The following is a 23,037-nucleotide window of genomic DNA, read 5'->3' on the forward strand; positions in this document are numbered from 1 at the left end:
AACGTGCGGCCGTTTCGTGTCGGGGCGTCCGCTTTGCGGTGGCAGGCCGCCCTTGCTCTATCTTCATTGTCCGGTTGCGGCCTCCTCGGTAGGGAGTCCGAGTTGGCGACGGTCACGGTATGCCTGCGTCATGCGCAGCAGCCGGGGCTTGGTGCCGCCGAAGCTAACCAGTGCTTCGCCCTTGCCAAGGGTCCGGATCTGCTCGGCCAGGCGCGAGTCGTTTGGGTTGAGCTTGCGGGCGGCTGCCGCGGCGACGGTGGCGTCAGGCAGCCGGAAGCACACCTTGGTCTGGGCGTTGGTAGCGACGACGTCAGGCAGGTCTCCGGGCTGCTGGGTGGCAAGCAAGACGCCGAGACCCTTTGAGCGCCCTTCCCGGATCATGGTGTCGACGGCCTTGAAGGCAGCGACGCGGTGGGCTTCGTCCACTACAGCGACGTACCGGACGGAGTTCGGCACGGGTGGCAGCGACTGCACCCGCAGGAGCAGCGCCGAGAGGATGAAGCCGGCAGCCAGGACGGTCGTCTGGCCATTGCCAGGAATTCGGCTCAGCCCGAAGACGACGTTTTGATCGATTACTTCGCCAAGGGGTGGACCTTCTCGGAACAGTTCGTTGCGGGTTAGGTCGCCGATCACCCCCTTCAGGTCGTCGTCGAGCTCGTCGTCGAGCAGTCGGAGTGTCGGCCAGCGACCCTCCCTTCGGCCGACCGCATAGGCGCTACGCAGCGCTTTTTCCAGCTTGCCGCGCTGCCTGACACCGATCCGGGTGAAGGACTTGGTGGCGACTTCGACGGTGTCGCGCAGTTCAATGACAGCGGTGTCGACGGAGCGGTCGGTGAAGTCCTCCAGGGCGAGGGGGTTGTACGGAGCGCCGCCGTTCCAGAGGTCGAGGAACTTCGCCCCGGCGAGCTGGGGGAAGCCGGTTTCGTCGCTGTAGTCGTTCTTGAAGTCGGCGATGCCGAACTTGCTCCCGCTGTGGTGGGCGAGCTGCGCGAGCAGGCTCATTGTGAACTGCGTCTTGCCCATACCCGAGCTGCCCCACACCTCCACGTGGCCGTTCTGGAGCACCCCCTGCTCGGGGCCGGCCGGGTGCCAGCGCACCTCCTCGCCCGTGATGGCGTCCCAGCCCAAGACCGGGGCGCGGAACGGGACCGGTTCCGTGGCGGACGTAGTCGGCTCCGTGTGCCTGCGCGGCTCCTCGGTCGCGCTCGGCTCGGAGGTGTGCGCCTGCTGCTGCGGCTCAGTAGCCTGAGGGTTCGACGGCGCGGCCTCGCTTGGCGAGGGCCGGGCAGGCTCGGGGACGTCAGCGTCCCGGGTTGTGTCGGCCGGCGGCTGCGCCTGCTCTGCGGGCTTGGCCTCGGGCCTGCGCCGCGTCCGTCCGCCCTTGAGAGGCGGGCGCTCGGCTTCGACAGTCCTCAGGTCCGTGATGCGCACCTGCGCGGCTTCGAGCAGCAGGTCCTCGGTGAGTTTGATGCTGTGCAGCACCACGGGGACGATGTCGCTGGCCACCTCCCTCGGGTAGTACCTGTCGAACTCTTCGACGTTGGGGCCGAACACCAGGCCGACGCCCGCCCACTCCAGGGTCCCCGTGCCGGTTCGGAACGCCTCAAGCGCCGCCAGTTCATCGGCGTCGAGCTTGAAGCGCGACTCCCGTGCCACCGAGTAGGCGGCCTCCGCGATGCGGTTAAGCCACAGGCGGCTGTGGATGGACCCGGGCTCGGGGTAGGCGGCCCACCTAGTGGCCGCGAGCGTCTGGTTGAGCTGGTCGAGAGCACCGGCAGCAGCGTCGGTTTCGTCGCTGCGCCTGGCCTTCACCTCGATGGCCGCGACGTGGACCCCTTCCTCGGAGGGGTCGAGTGCGATTGCGAGAAGGTCCGCGCGGCGACTGGGGAACCAGTGCCGGTACTCGTCGAGGCTGACGAGCAGGACGCGGCACCCCGGCGGCAAAGGCCAGGGGGTGGTCGTGCGGGCAAGCAGCGAGAATGCCACGACGTGGCCGACGAGTTCATTAATGCCCGTGCCGCTGGTGGCGGCCTCGAGGGCCAGGATGCCGTAGCCCTGGCTCGCAACCTTGCGGAGGTCAGTCCCTACGCTGAAGGCGACGTCCCGGTCGGCGACGATGTTGGCTGCACGCAGGCTGCGGCCGATGGCGCGGTCTGCCGGGCCGCCCGACTTCTGGCTTAGCACCAGCGACAGCGGGCTGTCGCCACCGAGTCGGCGCTCCTGGTGCAGGATGGCGATGCGGTGGGCGCCGAGGGCCTGCTCGAGGCTGTCGCGGGTGGCGTAGCGGTCGAGGGTGGCCACCCAGAGCGCGAGGTCGTGGACCTCCCGAAGCTGCTCGGCGATGTCCATAGCTCCGGTGCGGACCTCCGGCACCGGGATCTTCTCGCCTTCCTCCGGCCAGGATTCGTCCACAGCCGCCTGCAGCTTCAACCACGTGATGCCGGCACGCGTCGTAGCGGGCGGCATCAGCAGCATGCGCCGCTCCTTCCCAGGCCGCTGCGAGGTCCGGGGAGCGAAGAGCACTTCGGAGTCCTCCCGCGGTGCGGGCACTTCGGGGAACTCGATCTGCAGCCGGTTCCCGCCGTCACTGATTCCGGTCACCAGCGCGAGGTGTACCGCCGAGTTCGGCGAACCCGGCTGCTGCAGGACCTCGCGGGCCCGGGCGAGGCTGTCGAGGTAACGCAGCTCCAGCACGTCGCGGCTGTCGCGCAGCTCTTCGTCCGCACGTGCGAGGGTCTGCCAGTGCGGCCTGTCGGTCGGCTCCTCCCCGACGCAGAACACCTCGACCTTGGCGACGGTGCCGCGGCCGGTCTTGCGGCCGATCAGCTTGACTGCCTGCGAGACGAGCAGGTCGGCGGCGCCGGGCCCGTAGGCGAGGCAGCGCAGGTGCCCGGCGGCCTCAGGCTGCAGCGAAAGCAGCCGGACCACGACCGAGGTCAACGCCGCGCCGGCGTAGCCGCTTTCGTCGCGGGTGTTGGCCCCGCCGTAGAGGCTCCAGAGCCGCCCCTCGCTGGTGGGCAGCATGGCTTTGTCCCGCAGGCGCGCGCGAACGTGGGCGGGGTGGTGCGAGGCTGTCGTGCGGGCGATTCCAGCGGCCGTCGCGGCGACAGGCTTGTCGTCGCTTGCGTCGGCCGCGTCGAGCAGGGACCACAGCGCGTCGAGGTACTGGGCGAGCCACTCGGCCTTCAGTGGCGCGAAGCCGGTGAGAGCCACGCAGTGGGCCGGGCCCTCGACCGCCCCCGCTAGCGAGAGTGCCTCTGCCACCTCGGCCTCCGCGCCGGGTGCCTTGTCGTTGCTGGCAGCAGCCCAGCTGGTAGCCCACCTGCGCAAGGGCTGAGGGCTGAGCCCTTCCTGCAGCGACAGCTGCGCAAGCTCGCGTAGCTCGTGCGCGAGCGGCTTCAGTTCATTCGAAACGGGCTGCGGGCTCGGTACCTCGTTGCTGCAGAACGACGAGAGGGTCGGCTCGTCGGCCGCCGTCAGGGTGAGGGCGGTCTCCTCAGCGAACAGCAGCGCGGCGCGCAGCAGTGCGGCGTCGTCGAGGTCGGGCCGCCAGTCGACTTGGACCGTGCTGCCGTCGGCGGCGTGGAGCCGCAACTGCAACAGCGCGAGTTCCCCCGAGGCGAGGTCAGCGTCGTGGAAGGATGCCTCGACGGTCTTGTCGGTGTCGGCCGGCTGGAGGAGGAGGCCGTCAACTTCGACCCCCCGGCTTTCGAGCCGGCGCATCAACCCGCCCAGCCGCAGCCGCGCGCAGCCGAGGGTGATGCACCGCACCGCGCCGCTGCGGTTCGGCTTCGCGTTTTCTGCCGACGGCTTCGGGCTGAGGAGGCTGATGCGCTTCAGCGGACCGCCGAGCTGCTGCACCGCCTTGATCAGGGCATTTTCGGGGCAAGACGGATTGCTGCCGCTGATGGCCTTGTCGCGCAGCAGCTTCTCAAGCTTGATCCTGGTCGGCCTGTCGAAGATGCCGTGGGCTTGGGCTTCGTCGAGGTCGAGCAAGTCCCGCGCGGCGTCTCGCTGCTGAGCGGAGCGGCGAAGTTCCTCTGCGCGCGAGTGGTACCTAGGCCAGGGCAGCAGCGCAACCCTCTCGTCCTCGTGTCGCCGCTGGTAGTCGGCCAGCGCCTGTAGCGCGACGTCGGCGAGGTCCTTGGTGCGCTGTTCGAGGATCTCGCGTGCCTCGTCGAACTCCAGCTCCTGAAGCAACTGTTCGCTGCCGGACTGCAGCATTGTCATCACGGCCGCTGCGGCGGCGGACGCCTCCGCCGGCTCGTTGCGCAGCCTGGGCCGCCGGCCGAGGACCATCTCGGCGCGCCGGCGAATTTCGGTGTAGGCGCTGGGCCGCAGGACGTCGTCGCTGGTGCGGCGGGCGGCGAGGGCGAGGTTGTCGCCGATGCGGTCGGCGTCGACCCTTTCGCCGGTGGCGGTGTCGGCGAAGGCGCCCAGGGCGGGCAGGCTCTTCAGGGGGTCTTCACCGGCAGCGACCAGGTCGAAGTATGCCGCTACCTGCGCCGCGCTCGGCTTGTGGGCGATGCCTACCCGGGCGACGGCCTCCCGCACCGCTCGCACCGGGCCGTCGAGGCTGGCGGCCGGTTCTTGACGGGCAATCGTGAGCAAGCCTTCGGGGGAGTCCAGGAGCACGCCGGGCGACACGTTCTCGAACAAGTTGAGGCCGCTGCGGTCCGGGACCTGCAGACCTTCGCACAGGACCAGCACGATGCCCTGCGGGTAGCGGTTGCGCAGTCCCGTCCCCGAGCCCGACAGCGCGTTGGCGCCGAAGCGGCGGGGGCAGTCGGACACTACGGCCAACGGCGGAAGCGCCTCACTCCACGCCGCCACCATGCCCAGAGCGAGGCTGGTCGGGACACCCTCGACTAGGACGAACTTGGAGCTTCCGCCCATGTTTCTGATGTGTGCGGCCAGTGCGCCGCCGAGCCGCTGACTCACATCGACCGCCTCTGCGCACGCTCGCCGACCACGGTGGTTCGGTCGGACAAGCTCAGCGCCAGTCCCGCCTCGCTCATGAGCCTCTCGGCCCGGCGGGCGTTGCGCTCGAGGCCGGCCCCGTCGACCTGGCCGCGTAGGCTCGTCGACGCCGCCGACTCTTGGTTGATCACCAGTCCCCACTCCTGCCGCACTGCTGCGAAGAACTCGTTGCTGGGCATCGGCATCCGGCTCGACAGAGCGCCCACGAGGGCAGCCAGCAAGTCCGGCGTAGCTGTCAGGTAGCGGTAGCGGGTCCCAGCAACGAGCCCCACCGACTCCAGCAGAACTCGGAACCCGTCCTCAGCCCGGCCGTAGTTCGCGCTCTCCACCGACGTGCGCGCCAGCCGCAGGTACTCGTCGTCCGCGCTGCGGGTGGTCAGCTTGGTGAGCTGGTGCAGCAGCCCGTCGGGGCCCTTCTCACCGTCGAGCTTGTTGCGCCGGTTCTCGAACTCGTCGGCCCACACGACGGTCTTTCTCTCCACCAGCTGGCGCATGATGCGGGCGACCGTGGAGATCGTCGCCTCGTTGAGCCGGATCCGGGCCCGCCGGTACGACTCTTCCGACCGCTGCCGGACCCGGTCCTGCGCCCGCGGCCCCCCGCCGAAGCTCAGCAGGAGGAAGCGGTCTTCCTCGGGTGTCGACGTGGCGTCCCAGGCGACCCTCAGGGCGTGTACCGCCAGGTCCAGCGCGAGGATGGTGCGCAGCTGCCACAGCTTGGCCGGCCCGCTGGCGCTGCCCTGGCACATCACCCCCTCGGCGTGACGACACAAGCTAGCCGCGAGCGGCTGCAGCAGCTCGTCCTCGCCCCGTTCCCAAGCTTCCTTCTCGTCCTCTTCGGTGTCCGGCGTCTTGGTGGTGAACGGCACGTCGGTCTGCAGTGCCGATTCCAGGCGGCGGCTGATGTCCGCCAGCGGACTCGGCCCCGTCAGGGCCTCGCGGATGGCGGAGACAGCATGCGCCCCCTGCTCGGCCGCCTTCGGGTCGGTCGGCGCGAGCAGCAGGCGGGCGAGGGTGATCCCGCTGCCGCGCATGTACACCTTGCGCACTGTCCAGTCGGGTCGGCTCGGTGCCTTGCGCGCGTCGTACCACAGCAGCGACTCGTGGAACGGCCTCAGCAGCCACGCCCCCGGCTGGCCTCGCTGCGTGTCCGGGTCGACGAGCCCCTGCAGGGCGCTCTGGGCCAGCGCCAGGTTGGCGCTGTTGCGGACATCGGAACCCGACGCGAGCAGCTTGCCGTACAGGTTCGGCGTCATGTTGTCCTCGCCCGCGCGCCCCTCCCGGCCTGCCAGGAAGTTGGTGGCGAGCGCCAAGCTTCGCAGGGCGAACCGCTGCCGCTTGGGGCTGCGCAGCTCGTCCCTGCTGGCCGGGGCGCGGTAGCGGTTCTGGGCGAGGGTGAGCAGAGTCTCCGCGCACAGCTGCGGAGCCCGCTCGTCGCGGTCGGGGTCCAAGCCGAACAGCACCTGTGCGACCCGGCCGGGGGTGAGGTTCCGGTTCTCGTCGAGGTGCACTACGCCCTCCGGGAGGTCGCGAAGTACGGAAGGTTGACCTTCACCAGTGCCGGCGGGTCGGAGTCGGGATCGGCGACACGGATGGCGTCGCCAGCCGCCTCCGCCGAGGCAAGCCGGCTGTAGAAGCCGCGCAGGTCGTTCATCTCGGCGACTCCCTGGCCGACGGGCCCCTGGAAGTCAGCCGCCTCGCGGATGGCCTCGTACATCTTCGGGCGGATCCGCAGCGACAAGTCGTCGCGGCCGTCCACGACCAGCTCCACGTCGACGTGGTCGACATCCAGCAGCCGCTCCACAAGCCCGCGGTCCGGCACCCGCACAGACAGCCGCTCCAGCGGGACCAGTCCGTACACCAGCGAAGGCCTCGCCGGTCGGAAAGAACCGGGATCGCGGGCGAACAGGCACGCGGGGTCCGGCACGACGAGCCCCTCGTGAGGGCTGGAAAACCCGGTGACGAGGAAGTTCAGGCCGCGCACCACTTCCGAGACTTCGATGACCACGTCCTCGCTGCGGGCGGCCTTCTGCGCCAAGCGCACGAGGTCGGCGACGTAGCGGTATCCCAGCAGCCGCCTCGACGCGACGTCGGCGCCGCCCAGCGCTTGGCTGGCCTCGAAATAGAGGCGCTGGCGCCACAGCACCTGGGCGGGCGCGTTGCTGTCCCGGTCGCCGGACACGAGCGCGTCCAACCCGTCGTCTACCTTCGTCGGGTCTTCGCTGGTGCTGACGAGCTCACCCAGGTGGTGGAACGTCATGGTCCCCTGCTTCGTGCGCACCCGGTCCTGAGGCGAGCGGCTCCCAGCCAGGGCGAGGCTGCCGTCGGGCCCGTCCTCGACCAGCGACGGATCGCCGGCGAGCAGCCGAACCACGTCAGGCGCTCCGGTGGTGTCCCGCAGCCAGCCGTCGATCTCCAGGTCGCTGACGTGCCCCAGCTGGGCAGTGCGCATCCCCGCCATCAGCGGCGAGCGCTCGATGGCATCGAGGGTCAGGCCCCCGCCCACGACGCGGGTGAAGTACCCGTCAGTGGCGGTGAAGGCGGCCCTTTCCATGTCCCGCGTCGCGGTCTTGACGTGCTTGCACGTCCGGTCGCCGACGACGGCCCAGGCGAGCACCGAGAGGACTTCCCGAATTGTCGGCACTGCTTCGCCGGCGCCGAGGCGGACCAGGGTCCGCAGCTGCTCGCGCACCTGCGGGTCCCGCAGCGCTTCGGCGTTGCTGCGCATGGGGCAGCTGCCGAGGTCAAACGGGCAGCCGGCGCAGCCGGACCACAGATCTTCGCGCACGAGGAAGTCGAGCAAGGCGTCCCACAGCCCAGGCGCGGTCGGGCGCTGGCGGTTGACGTTGACCACCACCAGCTTGCCGACCTCAGCTGCCCCGCTGCGTAGCGCCTGGTCGAGGGCTGAGGCGAGGTCTTCGTGGTCGAGGATGTCGAGCGCGTCGCGCAGGACGCCCTCGTTCGCGCACACCAGATACTGGCCGGACCCTGTCGCCAGGCCCGTGAGGACGGCCTGCAGCGTCGAACGCCGCGCCGCGTCGTCCGGAACCCCCGAGAGGTCCTTGACCACCCAGCGGCCCGAAGCGACCTCGCACAGGTCGTCGCCTTCGGGAAGGTCGCCACCGACAGCGCGGGAGTATGTCTCCGCTACTGCCGTCTTGCCCGTACCGGCGTTGCCGGTCAACACCACGGTCCCAGCCTGCCCGGACTCGGCCCACGTGGTGACGTACTGAGCCAAGCGGGTGGGAACATCTGCGCCGAGCGCCTCGCCCAGGCGCTGGAAGTGTTCGCGGTAGGCGCCGGCCTGGTCGGCGCTGAACACCGACAGCGACCGCAAGGCGGCGACAGCGGGCAGTTCGTCCGACACTTCTCGGGGGTCTGTCACTAGCCGGCTGCCTTCCTCTCGGCTCGGCGCTCAGGTTGGGTGGTGCGTCCTGCCAGCCGGCGTAGAGCGTTCAGCTCGGCTGCCCTGCGGGTCGGCACGCCTGCTGACAGCAGCACCTGAGTCAGCGCATCGACGATCTCCTTCGCTGCCGGAGGCGGGACAGCGTTGCCGATCTGCCGACGGACGCGAGCGTACGCCGATGCTTGGTTGCGCACCGTCCCGTACTCGAAGACGAAGTCGTCGGGAAAGCCCTGCAGCCGCGCCTTTTCGCGGTTGCTCAGTCGCCGCGGCTCGACGTGGTGGTAGCCGTGCGTGCCGCCGCCGCCCCCCGCGATCATCGTGTAGGCCGGCTTATCCGGGTCCAGCCGCCGGTAGACGTGGCTGATGAGCCCCTTGACCGCCGACGGGTGCCCCTCGGGGATCACACCGTAGTTCGCCCCCGGCGGGATGAGCTCGAGGCGCTTGACTACCTCAGGTCCGTCGAGCCCGCGCTCGTGGTTCGGCGCGTCGTCCGGGATGGGACTTGTGTCGAGCGCGTCGGCGACTGTCACGTGCCGCCCGGCGTAGGGCTCCGGGATGATCGGCGGCCGAACCTTCAGGTCTCGGCGCACCCCGACGACGATCAGGCGCTCGCGGTGCTGCGGGACGCCCAGGTCTGCCATGTCGATGACCTGGGCCGACAGGTCGTACCGCACACCCGGTCCATTCCTCGGGCCGCTCACGAAGCTCGACGGCGACCGCAGAGCGTGCCGGACGAGGGTCCACGCAGCCCCGTGGTTGGCGGAGAGGAGGCCCGGCACATTCTCGAGCACGAAGGCCGCCGGACGCAGCCCGTCCAAGAACCGCGCGACATGGCGGAACAGGTTGCCTCGCGCGGTTTTCAGGCCGTCGTGATTCCAAAGGGTGGAGTAGTCCTGGCACGGCGGTCCAGCGAGCAGGATGTCGCAGGGCACGTCTGGCACGTCGAGCTCGGCGATATCTTCGGCAACGATGTGCCGCCCGAGGTTGCGCCGATACGTCTCGACGGCCCACGGCTCAATGTCGTTCGCCCAGACGACGCCCACACGCTTGGTCTGCTCCGCGCCGAGGTCCATACCACCGCAGCCGGAGAACATGGAAACCGCGGCGTAGCGACCAGCTGGCCGCGCCATCAGAGCCCGCCGCCCGACCCGACGGAACGCTTGTGGCCTGCAGTAATCCGTCGGTGTTCGCCGACCGGTGTCGAGGTCGCGTGTCGCGGGGTCGTCCTGAGCATGGGTTGCACCCTATCGGCAGCCTCCGACAGGAGGCAGGCGACCCGCAGGCATCATCGCGCCTCGCAGCCGGTCGGGCGTTGATCAGGGACAAGACCGCGAAGGCTCTCGCCGCTGCGGAGCTCGCAGGCGTGGGTGGCGTCCCGCAGCGACCGACTCGCGACCCGGACTTGACTTTCACAACATCAACTGAAGTACCTGCTATGTTTCCGTTTGTGGATCACCTGAGCGAAGCCGTCGCAACCCTCGACAAGAACGGCGTGCTCACCCCCCTCGCGGACCTAATCCGGCAGGTGTACCGGAGGGCAGCTGACCGACACGAGCCAGACCTGGGCGACGACGCTATGAGCTTCGGTACCACGGTCTGGCGCAACCTGACGAACCTGGGAGCGGCGCAGTTCGGCGGTCTGGCAGGCGTCAACGCCCGGATCGAGGACAACTCGTTGGAGATCCTCTGCGCGGGCTACATAGTGCGGCTCTACTCCCTCCAGGGCGGCACCGGCGCGAGCGTCGAGTCGATCCGCTGGGAAGGCAGCGAAGCCCGGCTCGGCGGAGCCGTCGAGAACAGTCGAGGCGGCCAACTCGCACTGGACGACGACGAGCAGTTCCCCGAGGCGTTCACCGGTGTGGTTCCACGCCGGCGCCACGTTCGTGTCGCGCACGCGGGCGACCTCGACACCGGCGAAGCGGTCGCCTACCTCGGACTGCCGCGGGACAACCGCGACGGGGGGTCCCCCTGGTTCGAGGTGCAACTCTGGATCGGCCAACCGGCTCACCCGGTGCTGGTGGCCACCGGCGGCAGCTCTGCAATCCCAGGTTCCGCGCTGCCCGGCGAGGTGCCGATCCCGGAGCTCGAGGTCAAGGTCCGGCCGAAGCGGCGCGGTGACGGCGTGCGGCTGTCAGCGCTCGCGTGACGGCCACCCGCGAACGGGGAGACGCACCGGCGCTGGCAGCGGCAGCGTTTCAACCTCACGCGCTGACGCTCGCCCGCCGGTGGCGACGGATCCGCAAGAAGGAGCTGGCCCGCCAGGTAGGGGTAACTGCTGCCGCAGTGAGCCAGTACGAGCTGGCGCAGTCCCGCCCGTCGCCCGCGACGCTGGCCCGCCTCGCGCTCGCTCTTGCCGTCCCGGTCCGGTTCTTTGCCGCTGGCATTCCTGCTCCGGTGACGGCGGGTCACCCGCACTTCCGGAGCTTGCGCACCACGACGCAAGCCGAACGGGACCAGGCCCTCGCATTCGGCGAGATCGCATGGCGTGTCGTTGACGCTGTCGAACAGCACCTACAGCTGCCGGTGCTGCGGCTGCCGTCGATCGACTTGCCAGAGGAAGCGTCCAGCCGCGACCTCGAAGTGGCGGCGGTAGCCGCCCGCCACGCCCTCGGTCTGGGCGACGAACCCGTGCCTCACATAGTTCGACTGCTGGAGGCAGCCGGAGTTGTCGTGCTCACGTTGCCGGACGTCTCCGAGCGGGTTGACGCCTTCTCCCACTGGTACGGGTCGCGGCCGTTCGTGTTCCTCAGCCCGAGCAAGAACGACAAGGCGCGGTCACGGATGGACGTGGCCCACGAACTCGCTCACCTGCTGCTGCACCACGACGCCGAGCCCGGCAGCCAAATACTCGAGCGAGAAGCGACTGCCTTTGGGTCGCAGTTTCTCGCACCGAGCCGCCAGCTCCGCGACGAGTTGCCCGCCCGACTTGACTTCGAGCAGCTTCAGCGAACCAAACGCCGTTGGGGCCTCTCACTCAAGGCGCTCGTCTACCGAGGCCACGCCATGGGCATCTATAGCGACTATACATACCGGCGGGCCATGAACATGCTCGCCGAGTGGGGCTACCCCGAGCCAGCAGACCTGGGACACCGCGAACAGCCCTCACTGCTCGGCAAAGCCGCCGCTCTCCTCGCCGAGCAGGAGCAAACGGTGACTTCTGTAGCAGAGCAGGCAGGCATGTCCTCCGACATGCTTCAAGTGGTGGTGTCGGCAGGATCGGAAATCACCCTGGGGCTCGACGTCGAGGCATAGTCGGTGCTCCGCCTGAAGTCCTGACGTGTACGGCTGACGTCGTGCCAACTCTTCCTCCTCAGTAAACTCGTACGGAACCGAGCACTTAGCTGTGCTCCTACCGATGGCGCGGCGAGTAACGGAGGAGCCGGGCAAACGACCGGTGAGCGGGTGTCATGCCCATGATCCCGCCGCCGAGGGCCGGTCGTGCACAGGCCGCGGGCCGGACGTGTCCCTCCCGAATGCCGGAGTAGGACGTTCGACGCCACTGGCCAGCTCGCGACCGTCGAATCCACCACGGCGATGGCAAGAAGGACCGCGGTCGCTGCGGCCAGGATTCCCAGGACGGTCCATTCGAAGCCGTCACGAAGGGGTTCTCCGCGAATTTAGTTGTCGAAGGGGAGGCGTAGTAGCGTTCGCACTGCGATTGAGCGATCGCCATCCGTAAATGAGGCCGTAGACTGGGTCCATTCGCTAGGAGGTGGCCGCGGTGCCTCATCGGAGCCAGCAGTGGGTGTGGGCGGGACGGGTTGTCTTTGGTGTGCTCGTTGCCGGTGTGGTGGTGTACCTGGTGGTGGTTGGATTGGACAAGGCCGACAAGACGGCCAGCTGCATCGGCGCGGTCGTGGCGTTGGTTGCTCTGGCAGTTCCGTACCTACTACCACCACGGCAGAGTGGAGGCGTGTCGGTGCCCGATACGGACCGGGTAGAAGAGAGTGGTAAGGCCATCGCCAAGGCTGGTGGACGAGCCAACACCGGAGCAGAGACCGACGCCAGGGACCGGTCGGCACAGGTGGTCCGTTCAGGGGACGCGACCGCTGAGGGGCCAGGTTCAGTTGCCAACACCGGCATCCAGCGTGGCTCACAGTAATGGCCACCAGCGGAGCCGCAGCGGACGCGGAGCCTACTAGGGCCAGCGTTACCGATTCCGGCAGTGCGCGAGCGAACAGGGGTGGTGTAGCCAACTCCGGCATCATTCTCGGTGGTGTCAAGACCGAGTACCACCAGCACCAGGCTCCTGCAGTGCCGCTGTGGCCGGTGGTGGTGGGGCAGCCTCCGGCATTGGCATCGGCGTTCCAGCCAAGGGAGGGCCTACGGGAGAAGATCCTCAACACCCGCCGCTGCGGTGATGACGTGGTCTTGACTCATCAGGCTCGAGACCATGAGGGCAACGCGCGGGTATTGGCTGGTGGCGGAGGGGTAGGTAAATCGCAGCTGGCGGCGTGGTTTGCTTGGGATGCCATCAACGGGCGCGCGACAGACCTGGTGGTATGGGTCAATGCCGCCAGCCCTGATCAGGTCATCACTACCTACGCCCGCGCCGCAGCGAAGGCCGGTGTTCCCGGAGCCGACGGTGCTGACCCGGCCGCTGACGCGACGGCGCTACTCGAGTGGCTGAACAGCACCGAGCGGACCTGGCTGTTCGTCCTCGACAACATCACTGACCCGGCCCTACTCGGCTGCTGGTGGCCACCGCAGCGGCCCACCGGCTGGACCCTGGCCACGACCCGCCTGCAGGATGCCACCCTGGTCAGTTCCGGCCGGAGGAAGACTGACGTCGACGTGTACAGCCCGAGTGAGTCGCTGATGTACCTGACCGACCGGCTTGCCGGTGTCGGGTGCGCCCACCTGCTCGACGACCAAGCCCCGAACCTTGCCGCCGCGGTGGGGCATCTACCGCTGGCATTGTCCCACGCTGCCGCTTACATGATCGCTCAGGAGGAGGGGTGTGCGAATTACCTGGACCGATACAAGAGTGGTGGTGAACGGCTGCCAGACCTCATGCCAGCCAGCGCAGACCCCGACGCCTACGGGCGGCCCGTGGCCGTCACCCTGCTGCTCGCTCTAGATGCCGCCGATGCTTCCGCACCTGTCGGGCTGGCCCGCCCCGCCCTAGCGCTGGCCGCCATGGCCGACCCGGCAGGGCATCCCGACGCACTATGGTCCACCCTTGCGGTCACCGAATACCTGTCCACCCACGGTCGGGATGACACCAGCGAGCCCGTCACCGCCGACGAGGCGTGGAAAGCGATGCGGCTGCTACACCGCTACGGGCTGCTCATCCACACCCCCAGCGACACCACTCGCGCCGTGCGCATCCATGCTTTGACCGCCCGCGCCACCCGGGAAACCACCACCGATTCCGTATCGGTCGCCCACGCTACCGCCGACGCGCTGCTGCAACTGTGGCCAGACGCCGACCACGCCACCACCGATCTCATCAACGCGCTGCGCGCCAACACCAACACCCTGGCCGACATCGCCGGCGATCTACTCTGGCAACCCCACGGGCACCCGCTGTTGTCCAGGGCTGGCATCAGCCTGCTACGCGCCGGCCTGCACACGCCCGCCGTCGCTTATTGGAAGCACATGACCGAACAGGCGGTCCGGCTGCTCGGCCACGAGCATCCGAACACATTGACCGCCCGTGCCAACCTCGCCGCCTCTTATGGGCAGGCGGGGCGCATAACCGAGGCGATCACCATTGAGGAGAAGGTGGCCACCGACAGCGCACGCCTACTCGGTGACGAGCACCCGGACACGCTGGCCGCGCATGCCAACCTGGCGACTTCCTATCGACGGGCGGGGCGCACTACCGAGGCGATCATCCTCATCAAGGGGGTAGTCGCCGAGTACGTGCGGCTACTCGGCGATGAGCACCCTCACACATTGAGTGCCCGTGCCAACCTCGCCGCCTCTTATGGGCAGGCGGGGCGCACTACCGAGGCGATCACCATTGAGGAGAAGGTGGCCACCGACAGCGCACGCCTACTCGGTGACGAGCACCCGGACACGCTGGGCGCCCGTGCCAACCTCGCTGTCTCCTATCGGCAGGCGGGGCGCACTGCCGAAGCGATTGAGCTCCTCACGAATGTGGTCGACGACTTCGTGGGCCTTCTCGGCGATGAGCACCCCGATACGTTGGCCGCCCGCGCCAACCTCGCTAGCTCCTACCGGCAGGCGGGGCGCACTGCCGACGCGATCACCATTGAGGAGAAGGTGACCGCCGGCCGGACGCGCCTTCTCGGTGAGGAGCACCCGGACACGCTGGCCGCCCGCACGAATCTCGCTGTCTCCTATCGGCGGGCGGGGCGCCTGGCCGAGGCGATTGACCTCCTAACGAAGGTGGTCGACGACTTCGTGCGACTCCTCGGTGAGGAGCACCCAAGCACCCTGATCGCCCGCACGAATCTCGCTGTCTCCTATCGGCGGGCGGGGCGCCTGGCCGAGGCGATTGACCTCCTAACGAAGGTGGTCGACGACTTCGTGCGACTCCTCGGTGAGGAGCACCCGAGCACATTGACCGCCCGGGCAAACCTGGCGGCCTCCTATTGGCAGGCGGGGCGCACTGCCGAGGCGATTGATCTCCTCACCAGAGTGACTGCCGACAGTACTCGGCTGCTGGGCGATGACCACCCCAACACGGTGGCGGCGGCTGGCGCTCTGCGGGAATGGAGAGGCGAGGCCTGACGCCTGCTGTTCATTCAAAGGATACGGGCTCCTCAGCCGGAGGCCGTTGTGCGCATTGATTGTGCTCGACTGGCACTAATCTCTACGCTGCCACGGTTCGTTCAGAGGCAGATAGCTAATCGGATGTCGACGACCGTTGCAGCACAGCGGGTACAAAAACAGCAGGCCGGGCGGATCGTTTCCAGCCGCTCGATCCTCGGTCGAGATCCGGCCCGCCGGTGAGGGCAGCCGCCTGCTCAGGACCAACGCACTGGCCCTGCCCGGCATCGCGGCACCAGTGTGGTTGCTCGATCCGGTCGTCGCCGCCTGGAAACGTGACGAGGAGGAACGCGTCCTCGGCTCGGGCTTCTATCACGTACTCCCGCAGGTACCAGTCTCCAAACAAGGCGTTGCAGGAAGGGCAACTAAAGGCGGTGTAGGAACCTCTGGCGGTCGCGCTGTAGCGGGAACCGAGGTTAGCCAGCGGCACGCCCACACGATCCGCCTCCATCGCCACGCGACGACGCACGTCGGGCCGGGCTTCCGGGCGGTCCTGTGCCCAGATCAACGCATGGCGTGTCTCGGCTCTCGTTCCGCACGGCCCGTCGATGACCTCCCGTTCCACCTCCCAGAACAGCGAGACACCACTGCACCGATAGCAGGGATACTCGAAACAGGACACCTGCGTGATGGCCGGCTGGCCGGTCGCCACGTGGGTACGAAAATCGATCCGGCCGGTGAGCAGACCGATGACGGCGTCGGCCAACGGCATCGCGGTGCCGTTGACGACTGTGGTGACGCTGTCGGCAGCGAAGGCGGTGTGGAACACGGGCAGGCCGCGTCGTGGAAGCGGAACGCGGCGCTCGTACCGGGTAAACCACACGCCGTGGACGCCGTCGGCGGCATACCGTTCCTGACGGTGTTCGAACTGGTCCCCGGTCTGCGCGCTCCACTGGACTTCGAAGGCGAACTTGCTGGTTCCCCTGCTGGCCAGAACGTCGGCGACCCAACCGTTCCCGCGCGCCTCCGGTTCGGCGTCCCACTCGGCTGTTCGAGCGGCCTGCACGATGATGTTCTTGGCGCAAAGGTGCTGACCGGTTTCGACTGGATGGCTCGCGCAGTCGCTCGCTGCCCTGTGCGCAAAATGCCGCACACCGAGCTTGCTCGTGCGCAGGTACGCCACAGCGCCACAGTGCGGCAGCCGCACGGAACACCGGCCCGCTCGAACGTCCGATCGTAGCGACTGCCATTGCTCGTCGGACAGCAACGTGCTGACTGTCCGTACGCCATCGACCATCGCGAGAAGAGGCACACGTACATGCTCAGTGCCGGGTACGACAGTTCGGTAATGCTGTGCCCAGCGGTTGTGGTAGCCCTCACCGGCAACCATTGGCAGGGCACGGGCGGCGTCTGGAGCCCCGCTCGCCGCGACCACGTCCTGTCACGACGACCCAACGGCAACCCTCGGGCTGGCCGATCCCTCGGCTCGTCAGCGTTGGTTGATGAGCAGGGACGGACCGAGGGCGTGGGCAACTTGAAGCGCTTGACACAGCTCTCTCGCGACTCCCCAAGCACCTATGGAAGCGGCGACGACCGCGGAGTGCCACACCGCAACGCATCGGACGCCAATAGCGGCGCGACAGGCTCGCCGCTGTCGACGCTCTTCTGGGCATCGCCGTGATGTCACTGGCCGCGGGTCGCTTCCGGCGCGGGCACAGTGTCGGCGACCGGCATCGGTCGAGCACGCCCTCCACACCCCTGCCTTGCGTGTCACCGCCACCAGGTTTCGGTCCTGGAGCGCACGCGCCGACCGGCGGTATTCGACGCCGTCCGGGCCGCTGAGGTCATCGCCGCCGTGGATCCGGCGAAGCAGGTCGAGCTGCCGCTCATTGAGCGAATCCCATCGCTGCACCACTCGACAGTAAGGGGCACGGCGTACTCGATCGAGCTGGACACGGCCTTATATGGCAGCCCGGTCCGGAAGAACGAATCGAGCTGTTGTCGGCTCCGCTTGAAACTGACCCGTGGTTTCGGAACCCGCCCGAACAGAGGGGTCAAGGTTGAACCAGCGTTGACACCGAACAGAATCGGGCTGCCTGCGAACTACGAGGCTGTAGGCGGGTGGCCCCTCGACTCTTTTGGCCGGGAGAAACAGCCGGACTCGTCGGGCGCGATCGGGCTGTGCGGTGTGACGAGCGGTGCAACGCTGGTTGCGAGTGCAGCGCTGACTTCTGCGGTGGAGGTGGTCCGAAGTGGAGCACGAGCGCCTTGGTGCCGCGCGGGTTCTGGACATTCCGACAGTCGGTCGAGTTGGGCTGCTGCGTCGCTGCTCAACGCTTGCTGCCGCCGGGAACTGGCGACGGAGCCCGACCGGCCGGCCGGAGCTGCTGTCAGTCATCGGGTTCGAGGAACCCGAACCCGGACGCCAGGTACCGCAGTGTGTGCTCGACGAGGTCGTCGACCTCGGCGACGGTGAGGTCCAACGGCGTGGTCACCGTCGCCGACATCCACGGACCGAGTTGCTCGGGTGGGCTGCCCCAGTCGGCGAGATCAAGCATGTCGAGCAGCCCGACGACCCGTCCGCCAGGCGGCGATGCCCACGGCCGTTCAGTGCCCAGGTGCACTTCGACACGGCTCGGTCCGGCGGGTGTGGCGGTGTCGGGATGCGGGGTGGCGGCGGGCGGCAGCGACTGGGTCGCGGCCAGCCACGCAGCGGTCAGGTAGCGGTGCAGGTCGGCCGGGTTTAGCCGGTGAGACAGGTCGACCGTCGGGGCGTCCGGGCCGGTGACGTGCTTGGGCAGGGCGGTGAAGTCGATGCGCAGGTCGACGATGCTCACGACGGTGTCACGCAGCCCGTCGGGCAGCTGAAAGCGCGCCCACACTCCGAGCGCTGGACGGTCCTCGGTGCCAGGGACGAGCCGTCGGTAGCTGGCGAAGCGCCGGTTGTTGTAGCCCTCGGCCTCGGGAGTCCGGTGCCAGTCACCGCCGGCGTCGAGCCCGAACCGGGCGGCGAGCGCGGCGATGACCTCGTCGAGCGGTCCTTCGCGCAGCGCGGCGCGCAGCCGCCGCCGTCCGTCGCCGTCGATCGCGCACGCTGCGATGTCGGCCCAGCGCATGGTGGCGGCACACCGGAGCCGCAGGTCCATCGTGTCGCCGCCAGCGGTGTGCCAATCGCGGGTCATGCCGACGTCGAAACTGAACGCAAGTTGCGGTTTCCACCGCCAGCCACCGTCGGGGTCACGGACCAGGCGGCCAGCCTTCCAGTCGCCACCGTCGAGGAGCACCTCGTCGGCGTCGGTGGACAGCAGCGGCGGGGTATGTGCGGTGACGACTGGGTAGCCGACCGAGGACAGCTGCCCGGCACCAGCAGCGGCGCGGATGGTGTCCCACAGTGCGGCGGTGACCGCGACCGCCGGTCGGCCGTGCCCGGCGCAGATCACCGCCTCGCCACCGACCGGTACGTCAGATGTCGTGCTGGATGGGGCGTTGAAATGCTGTACCCAGCCGGGTCCGTCGTCGTACACCTCGCTGCTCGGCTCGCCGAGCACGGCCGCGCCACCGGCGGCCCGGTACGCCGCCTCGAACGCGCGTCGGCAGCCGGGCTCGCCTTGGCCGACCGTTATCCGGGCGCCGGCCAGGGCGGCGTGGACGTCATCGAGCGTGCCGATCGCCTTGACCAGCACCTGACCCGGCGAAATGTACTCGGCGAAGCGTGCCGCGACATCGGGATAGGCGTCGAGGAACGCGGAGAGTTTGTTGGCGTCCCACAGGTCCCAGCCCTTCAGGCCGAGCTGGCCGGCGTAGCCGGCCAGCAGGGTCCGGACCCGGTCGATGCCGCCGCGCCGCGCGACGCTGGTCAGCCGTACGTTCGTCGTGACGATCAGGTACTGCGGGACGCGGCCGTCGCTGACCCGTTTGCGGGCGGGATCGACCCACAGGTCCAGCTCGCGCATGATCGTGCGGCTCAGCCAGTCGGCGTCGTTGCGTCCGACGTCGTGCTGGCGGCACTTGGCCTGCAGTATGCCGTAGCCGTCCCAGCCGTTGCTGCTGGTCGGGTACGGCACCGGGCCGTCGAACGCGGCTTCCCGGCCGCCGTCCGGTCCGGGACCGAAGACCTGCAGACCAGGCCCAAGCACATGAACCGCCAACGCGCGGCACAGGTCCTCGAACCGCCGTTCGTCAATCCGGGTCAGGTCGTATGCCACCGCACCATCATCCGGCACAGATGCGTGGGCGACGTGGGTAGCACCGCGCCGCAGGCAAGGGCGCCACTGACAGCCGCCGCACCGGATTGGGTGAACACCGGCCCGGGCCGACGGCGTCCGCACGTTGCTGCCGATGCCCGGGCGGCGGCGCTCATGCCGGTGCCCTGCGGGAATCCCGGTGGCGTCGGCGACGGGTTGGATGCGTCCGAGCCAGAAAGTCAGCGGCGGCACCCGCAGTTAGTGCGGCAAGATGGAGCGGCTCCAGGCGGTCCATGGACACGTCCTGTTGAGCGAGGCAATAATCCGGCGAGCTGCGATCGGAACGGCTCGACCGACCCGACAGAGAGCATCAGTTTCGAAAGGTGGACGGCGTCGTGCGCGCACTCAGGGTTCGCTTGCAGCGCTTCCGCGGCTTCGTCGACCTGGAGCTGTTCCCGGCCGAGCACACCGTGGTGGTAGGGGAACCGAGGGCAGGTCGCACCGATTTGATCACTGCTTTGCGGCGGGTGCTCGACCCGCGCAGCACCAACGCCCGCCCCAACCTGCTCGACGTGCACCGACCGGTCCCGACGCCGGGCGCGGAGGATGAGCTGACCGAAGTCGAGGTCACGCTGGTCGAGCTCGACGATGCGGTCGCCCAGGAACTCGACGACCGGCTGGAGCTGATCGATCCGGACACCGGTCTGCCGGCAGAGGAGGCCCGTGCCGACGAGGCGGTCATGGGGCTGCGGTTGTGCTACCGGATGCGCGTCGACCAGGTCAGCGAGACCGCCGAGCACTGGGTGGAGTATCCGAAGAGCGGCCTGCGGGCGCCTCGCGCCGAGCGGGACCTCGTCGCGGCGATCGTGCTGGACCGGCGTGCTCCGCTGCAGCTGCGCCCGGACGGGACGTTCCGGCGCCTGGTCTCCGACGCCGACGAGCCGGACCTGCTCGCGGCGCTGGCGGCGCTGAACACGGATGTGGCCGCCGCGACCGAACGGCTGACCGGCAGCAACAGCATCCGAAAGACGATCGAGGAGGTCCTCGGCGCCGGCGCGGCGCAGCTGCTGCAGATGACCGGCACCGCCCCGGCCGACGACATCGGCTTCGCCGCCGATGACGGCTCCGTCTCGGCGATTCTGCGGGCTCTACAACCCACGCTGGCCCTCGACGCCGCCGGCCCACTGCCGCTTACGGCGCACAGCTCCACCACAACTGGGGTGCTGGCCGCTGCCGAGGCGGTGGTGTCCGCGTCGGCACCTGGCGCGATTGTGCTCGCAGACGACTTCGGCGATGACCTCGACGCGGCGTCAGCGGAGTACCTGGCCTGCTTGCTGCGGCGCAAGGCCGGGCAGGTGTGGCTGTCCACCCGCCGCCCGGACGTGGTCCGGGCGTTCACACCTGAGGAAATGATCCGGCTAACCCGCAGCCACGGTCACCGTCAGGTCCATCAGTTGGCGCCCACCACTGACCGCAAGGACCGCTCGGCCCGCCGCCAACTGCACCTGCTGTTGCTGCCGGCGATGACCGCCCGCACCGTGGCGCTGCTGGAAGGCGCGCACGACTCGGACGGCTACACCGCCGTCGCCGACCGCAGGCTGCGCCGGAGTGGCGTGGCGCCGCCGGCCGCGTCCGGTGTGCGGATGGTCGCCCCGGCCAACGGCGACGGCGGCAAGGATGAACTGCCCAAGCTGGCCCGCCTCGCGAGCGAACTCGGCTTCCACGTGCGCGTGGTGCTCGACAACGACAAGCCCGGCGCCGACGCCGCCCTCATCGCCGAACTCACCGGGGTGGCCGAGCAGGTGATCCAACTGCCCGAACGCACCTCGGTCGAACGGGCATTGACCCACGGCGTCGAACCGGCCCGGCTGCGGACAGCGCTGCGCCAGCTCGTTGATGACCACGACTTGACCAGCATCGACGTTGACACGATCGACGACGAGGATCTCGAAGGCAAGATCATCAAGCAGTTGAAGGCGAAGGGTGGGCTGCACCAGCCGTATGTGGAGGCGCTGCCGCCAGGTCAGGCACCGCCACTGGCCAGGAAGGTCCTCAACACGCTGTGCAAGCCGGTCGGCGCGGTCAACCTGGTGGAGCTGAAGCTGCCGTGACCTATCAGCCTGACCCGACGCAGCGGCAGGTCGTCGATGCCGACGATCCTGTCCTGCTGGTGTGCGGCGGTGCCGGCACGGGCAAGACCACAACGGCCGCGGCAGCTGTCCGAGCACACCTGCAACGCGTCGACGACCATCACGCCACCACGGCCGTCCCGCGCCAGCGCACCCGCCGGCCGGCGGCTCGGGCGCTGTTCCTGTCGTTTTCCCGCTCGTCGGTGGCACAAATACTCGACCGCACCGCTGACGTCCTCGGCCCGTACCAGCCGCGAGTTGAGACCACCACCTTCCATGCTTTCGCCTGGCGGATGCTCGTCCGCTGGGGTGGGACGATCGGGCTGGCCGAACCGAGGATGCTCAGCGAGACCGAAGCCAAGCTGTTCCGCGTCCGCGACACGGTCCGCTACCGGGACATGCTGCCCCGCGCCCTAGAGCTGTGCGCCGTTCCTGCCGTCCGCGAACACCTTCAGGCCCGCTGGTCGATCATCGTCTGCGACGAGTTCCAGGACACCGACGACCGGCAGTTCGAATTGCTGACCAGCATCCGCGGCGACGCCCGGCTGTTGCTGCTGGGCGACCCCAACCAGTGCATCTACAGCGAACTGCCCGACGCCGTCGGCGTCGGGCCGGAACGGCTCGACACTACCCTCGAGCTGCCCGGTGCCCGGCGCATCGACCTGCCCGACGTGTCCCACCGCGACCCCAGCAACATCCTGCCGGCCGCGGCAGCCGCGATCCGTCGCCGCGAGTTCGACCATGACGCCGTCACCGCCGCCCTGGATACCGGACGACTACACATCCGGGCGGGCCTGCCGACCGATCGGGAGGCGGAGGTGGTCGCCGGCGTCGTCGAGCAGCTGCGGGCCGAAGGGCACACCGTCGGGGTGTTCAGCCATCACGTCGACGCCACCACCGGCCTGTCCGACCAGCTCACCGGACTCGACATCGCCCACGAGGCCATCGGCCTGCCGGAATGCCTGGGCTCGGCCCTCGACGCGCAGCACGCGATGGTCCAGTTCGCAGGCGATGTCGCCTCCTGGACGCGGGTGCTGCAACGTCTCGCGGTCTTCGTGACCAGCTCGGTACGTGGCAAACAGGTTCCGGACCTGGCTCGGATACTCCTTGGCCAAGTCCCTGCGCCCGCGACCCTTGAGCGGCGTCTGAACAACCTCCGCCAACACCTGGACGGTGCCGGACCATCCGCCGCTGTGGTCCTCGCCGCCGAGGCGCACGACACTCTTGGACTGCCCCGCGGCGGCCGTCACTGGCAACGCGCCGCTCAGCTGCTGCAGCCGCAAGTCGTACGTCACCTGCGTCGGCACAGCGAGCCGGCCGAGGCGTTGGGAGCCCTCGACACCGCCATCGCCGCGTACCGCACCGACCTGCTCACTCACGTCACCGGTGAGCCGGCCGCACCGGTGCAGCTTATGGGGCTGTACCAGACGAAGGGACGCGAAGCCGACGCCACCGTCGTCGTCCTGCGCAGCAACGACTTCTACGGACCGGAGCGCCACGAGCCCTTCGAAACCGGCTCTCGCCTGCTGTACGTGGTGCTAACCCGCGCCCGCCACAAGACCATCGTTCTGCTCTTCGGTGACGACCCAAAGCCGCTCGTGGCACCACTGGTCAAGCTGGCCCGCTGAGCCGCGTCCGCGCCCAACCGATCGAGTGATGC

11 protein-coding genes are annotated in these 23,037 nt (G+C 68.8%); 5 read left to right on the plus strand and 6 right to left on the minus strand.

Going from position 1 to position 23,037, the window contains the following annotated elements:
• Window positions 1-63: 63 nt before the first annotated feature.
• From AC3EN4_RS01185 to AC3EN4_RS01200, 4 genes are read right to left on the minus strand one after another with little or no spacing between them, the layout of a single operon-like run.
• Window positions 64-4,941 (minus strand): ATP-binding protein, encoded by a 4,878-nt coding sequence (locus AC3EN4_RS01185; protein WP_435204107.1) that lies wholly within the window; start codon window positions 4,939-4,941, stop codon window positions 64-66.
• On the minus strand, window positions 4,938-6,488 hold the full coding sequence (locus AC3EN4_RS01190; protein WP_435204108.1) for a hypothetical protein: 1,551 nt from the start codon (window positions 6,486-6,488) through the stop codon (window positions 4,938-4,940). The genes AC3EN4_RS01185 and AC3EN4_RS01190 overlap by 4 nt, the downstream gene beginning before the upstream one ends.
• Complete coding sequence (locus AC3EN4_RS01195; protein ID WP_435204109.1) at window positions 6,488-8,344, minus strand: P-loop NTPase family protein; 1,857 nt, start codon at window positions 8,342-8,344, stop codon at window positions 6,488-6,490. Before AC3EN4_RS01195 ends, AC3EN4_RS01190 begins: the two co-directional genes overlap by 1 nt.
• 17 nt (window positions 8,345-8,361) lie before the next feature.
• Complete coding sequence (locus AC3EN4_RS01200; protein ID WP_435204110.1) at window positions 8,362-9,513, minus strand: DNA cytosine methyltransferase; 1,152 nt, start codon at window positions 9,511-9,513, stop codon at window positions 8,362-8,364.
• A 317-nt stretch (window positions 9,514-9,830) separates the two neighbouring features.
• Between AC3EN4_RS01200 and AC3EN4_RS01205 the strand changes: the two genes are divergently transcribed.
• From AC3EN4_RS01205 to AC3EN4_RS01215, 3 genes are all read left to right on the plus strand, one after another.
• Window positions 9,831-10,529 (plus strand): hypothetical protein, encoded by a 699-nt coding sequence (locus AC3EN4_RS01205; RefSeq protein WP_435204111.1) that lies wholly within the window; start codon window positions 9,831-9,833, stop codon window positions 10,527-10,529.
• Complete coding sequence (locus tag AC3EN4_RS01210; RefSeq protein WP_435204112.1) at window positions 10,526-11,635, plus strand: XRE family transcriptional regulator; 1,110 nt, start codon at window positions 10,526-10,528, stop codon at window positions 11,633-11,635. Before AC3EN4_RS01205 ends, AC3EN4_RS01210 begins: the two co-directional genes overlap by 4 nt.
• 1,002 nt (window positions 11,636-12,637) lie before the next feature.
• The gene (locus AC3EN4_RS01215; protein ID WP_435204113.1) at window positions 12,638-15,085 is read left to right on the plus strand and encodes a tetratricopeptide repeat protein; all 2,448 of its coding nucleotides are present in this window, start codon (window positions 12,638-12,640) and stop codon (window positions 15,083-15,085) included.
• A gap of 115 nt (window positions 15,086-15,200) precedes the next feature.
• On the opposite strand, the gene AC3EN4_RS01220 is transcribed toward AC3EN4_RS01215, so the two are convergent.
• Together AC3EN4_RS01220 and AC3EN4_RS01225 are read right to left on the minus strand one after the other, a co-directional pair.
• A complete protein-coding gene (locus AC3EN4_RS01220) occupies window positions 15,201-16,247 on the minus strand; it encodes a competence protein CoiA family protein (protein ID WP_435204114.1) in 1,047 nt (348 codons plus the stop codon).
• Between the two features lie 1,207 nt (window positions 16,248-17,454).
• Window positions 17,455-19,269 carry a hypothetical protein gene (locus AC3EN4_RS01225; protein WP_435204115.1) on the minus strand — a complete coding sequence of 605 codons (1,815 nt, stop codon included), beginning with the start codon at window positions 19,267-19,269 and terminating at the stop codon, window positions 17,455-17,457.
• A 374-nt stretch (window positions 19,270-19,643) separates the two neighbouring features.
• On the opposite strand from AC3EN4_RS01225, the gene AC3EN4_RS01230 reads away from it, so the two are divergent.
• Together AC3EN4_RS01230 and AC3EN4_RS01235 are read left to right on the plus strand one after the other, a co-directional pair.
• Window positions 19,644-21,359 carry an OLD family protein gene (locus AC3EN4_RS01230; protein WP_435204116.1) on the plus strand — a complete coding sequence of 572 codons (1,716 nt, stop codon included), beginning with the start codon at window positions 19,644-19,646 and terminating at the stop codon, window positions 21,357-21,359.
• On the plus strand, window positions 21,356-23,005 hold the full coding sequence (locus AC3EN4_RS01235) for a UvrD-helicase domain-containing protein (protein ID WP_435204117.1): 1,650 nt from the start codon (window positions 21,356-21,358) through the stop codon (window positions 23,003-23,005). The genes AC3EN4_RS01230 and AC3EN4_RS01235 overlap by 4 nt, the downstream gene beginning before the upstream one ends.
• The last annotated feature ends 32 nt before the right edge of the window (window positions 23,006-23,037 follow it).

The sequence above is a fragment of the Micromonospora sp. bgisy143 genome, assembly GCF_057708145.1.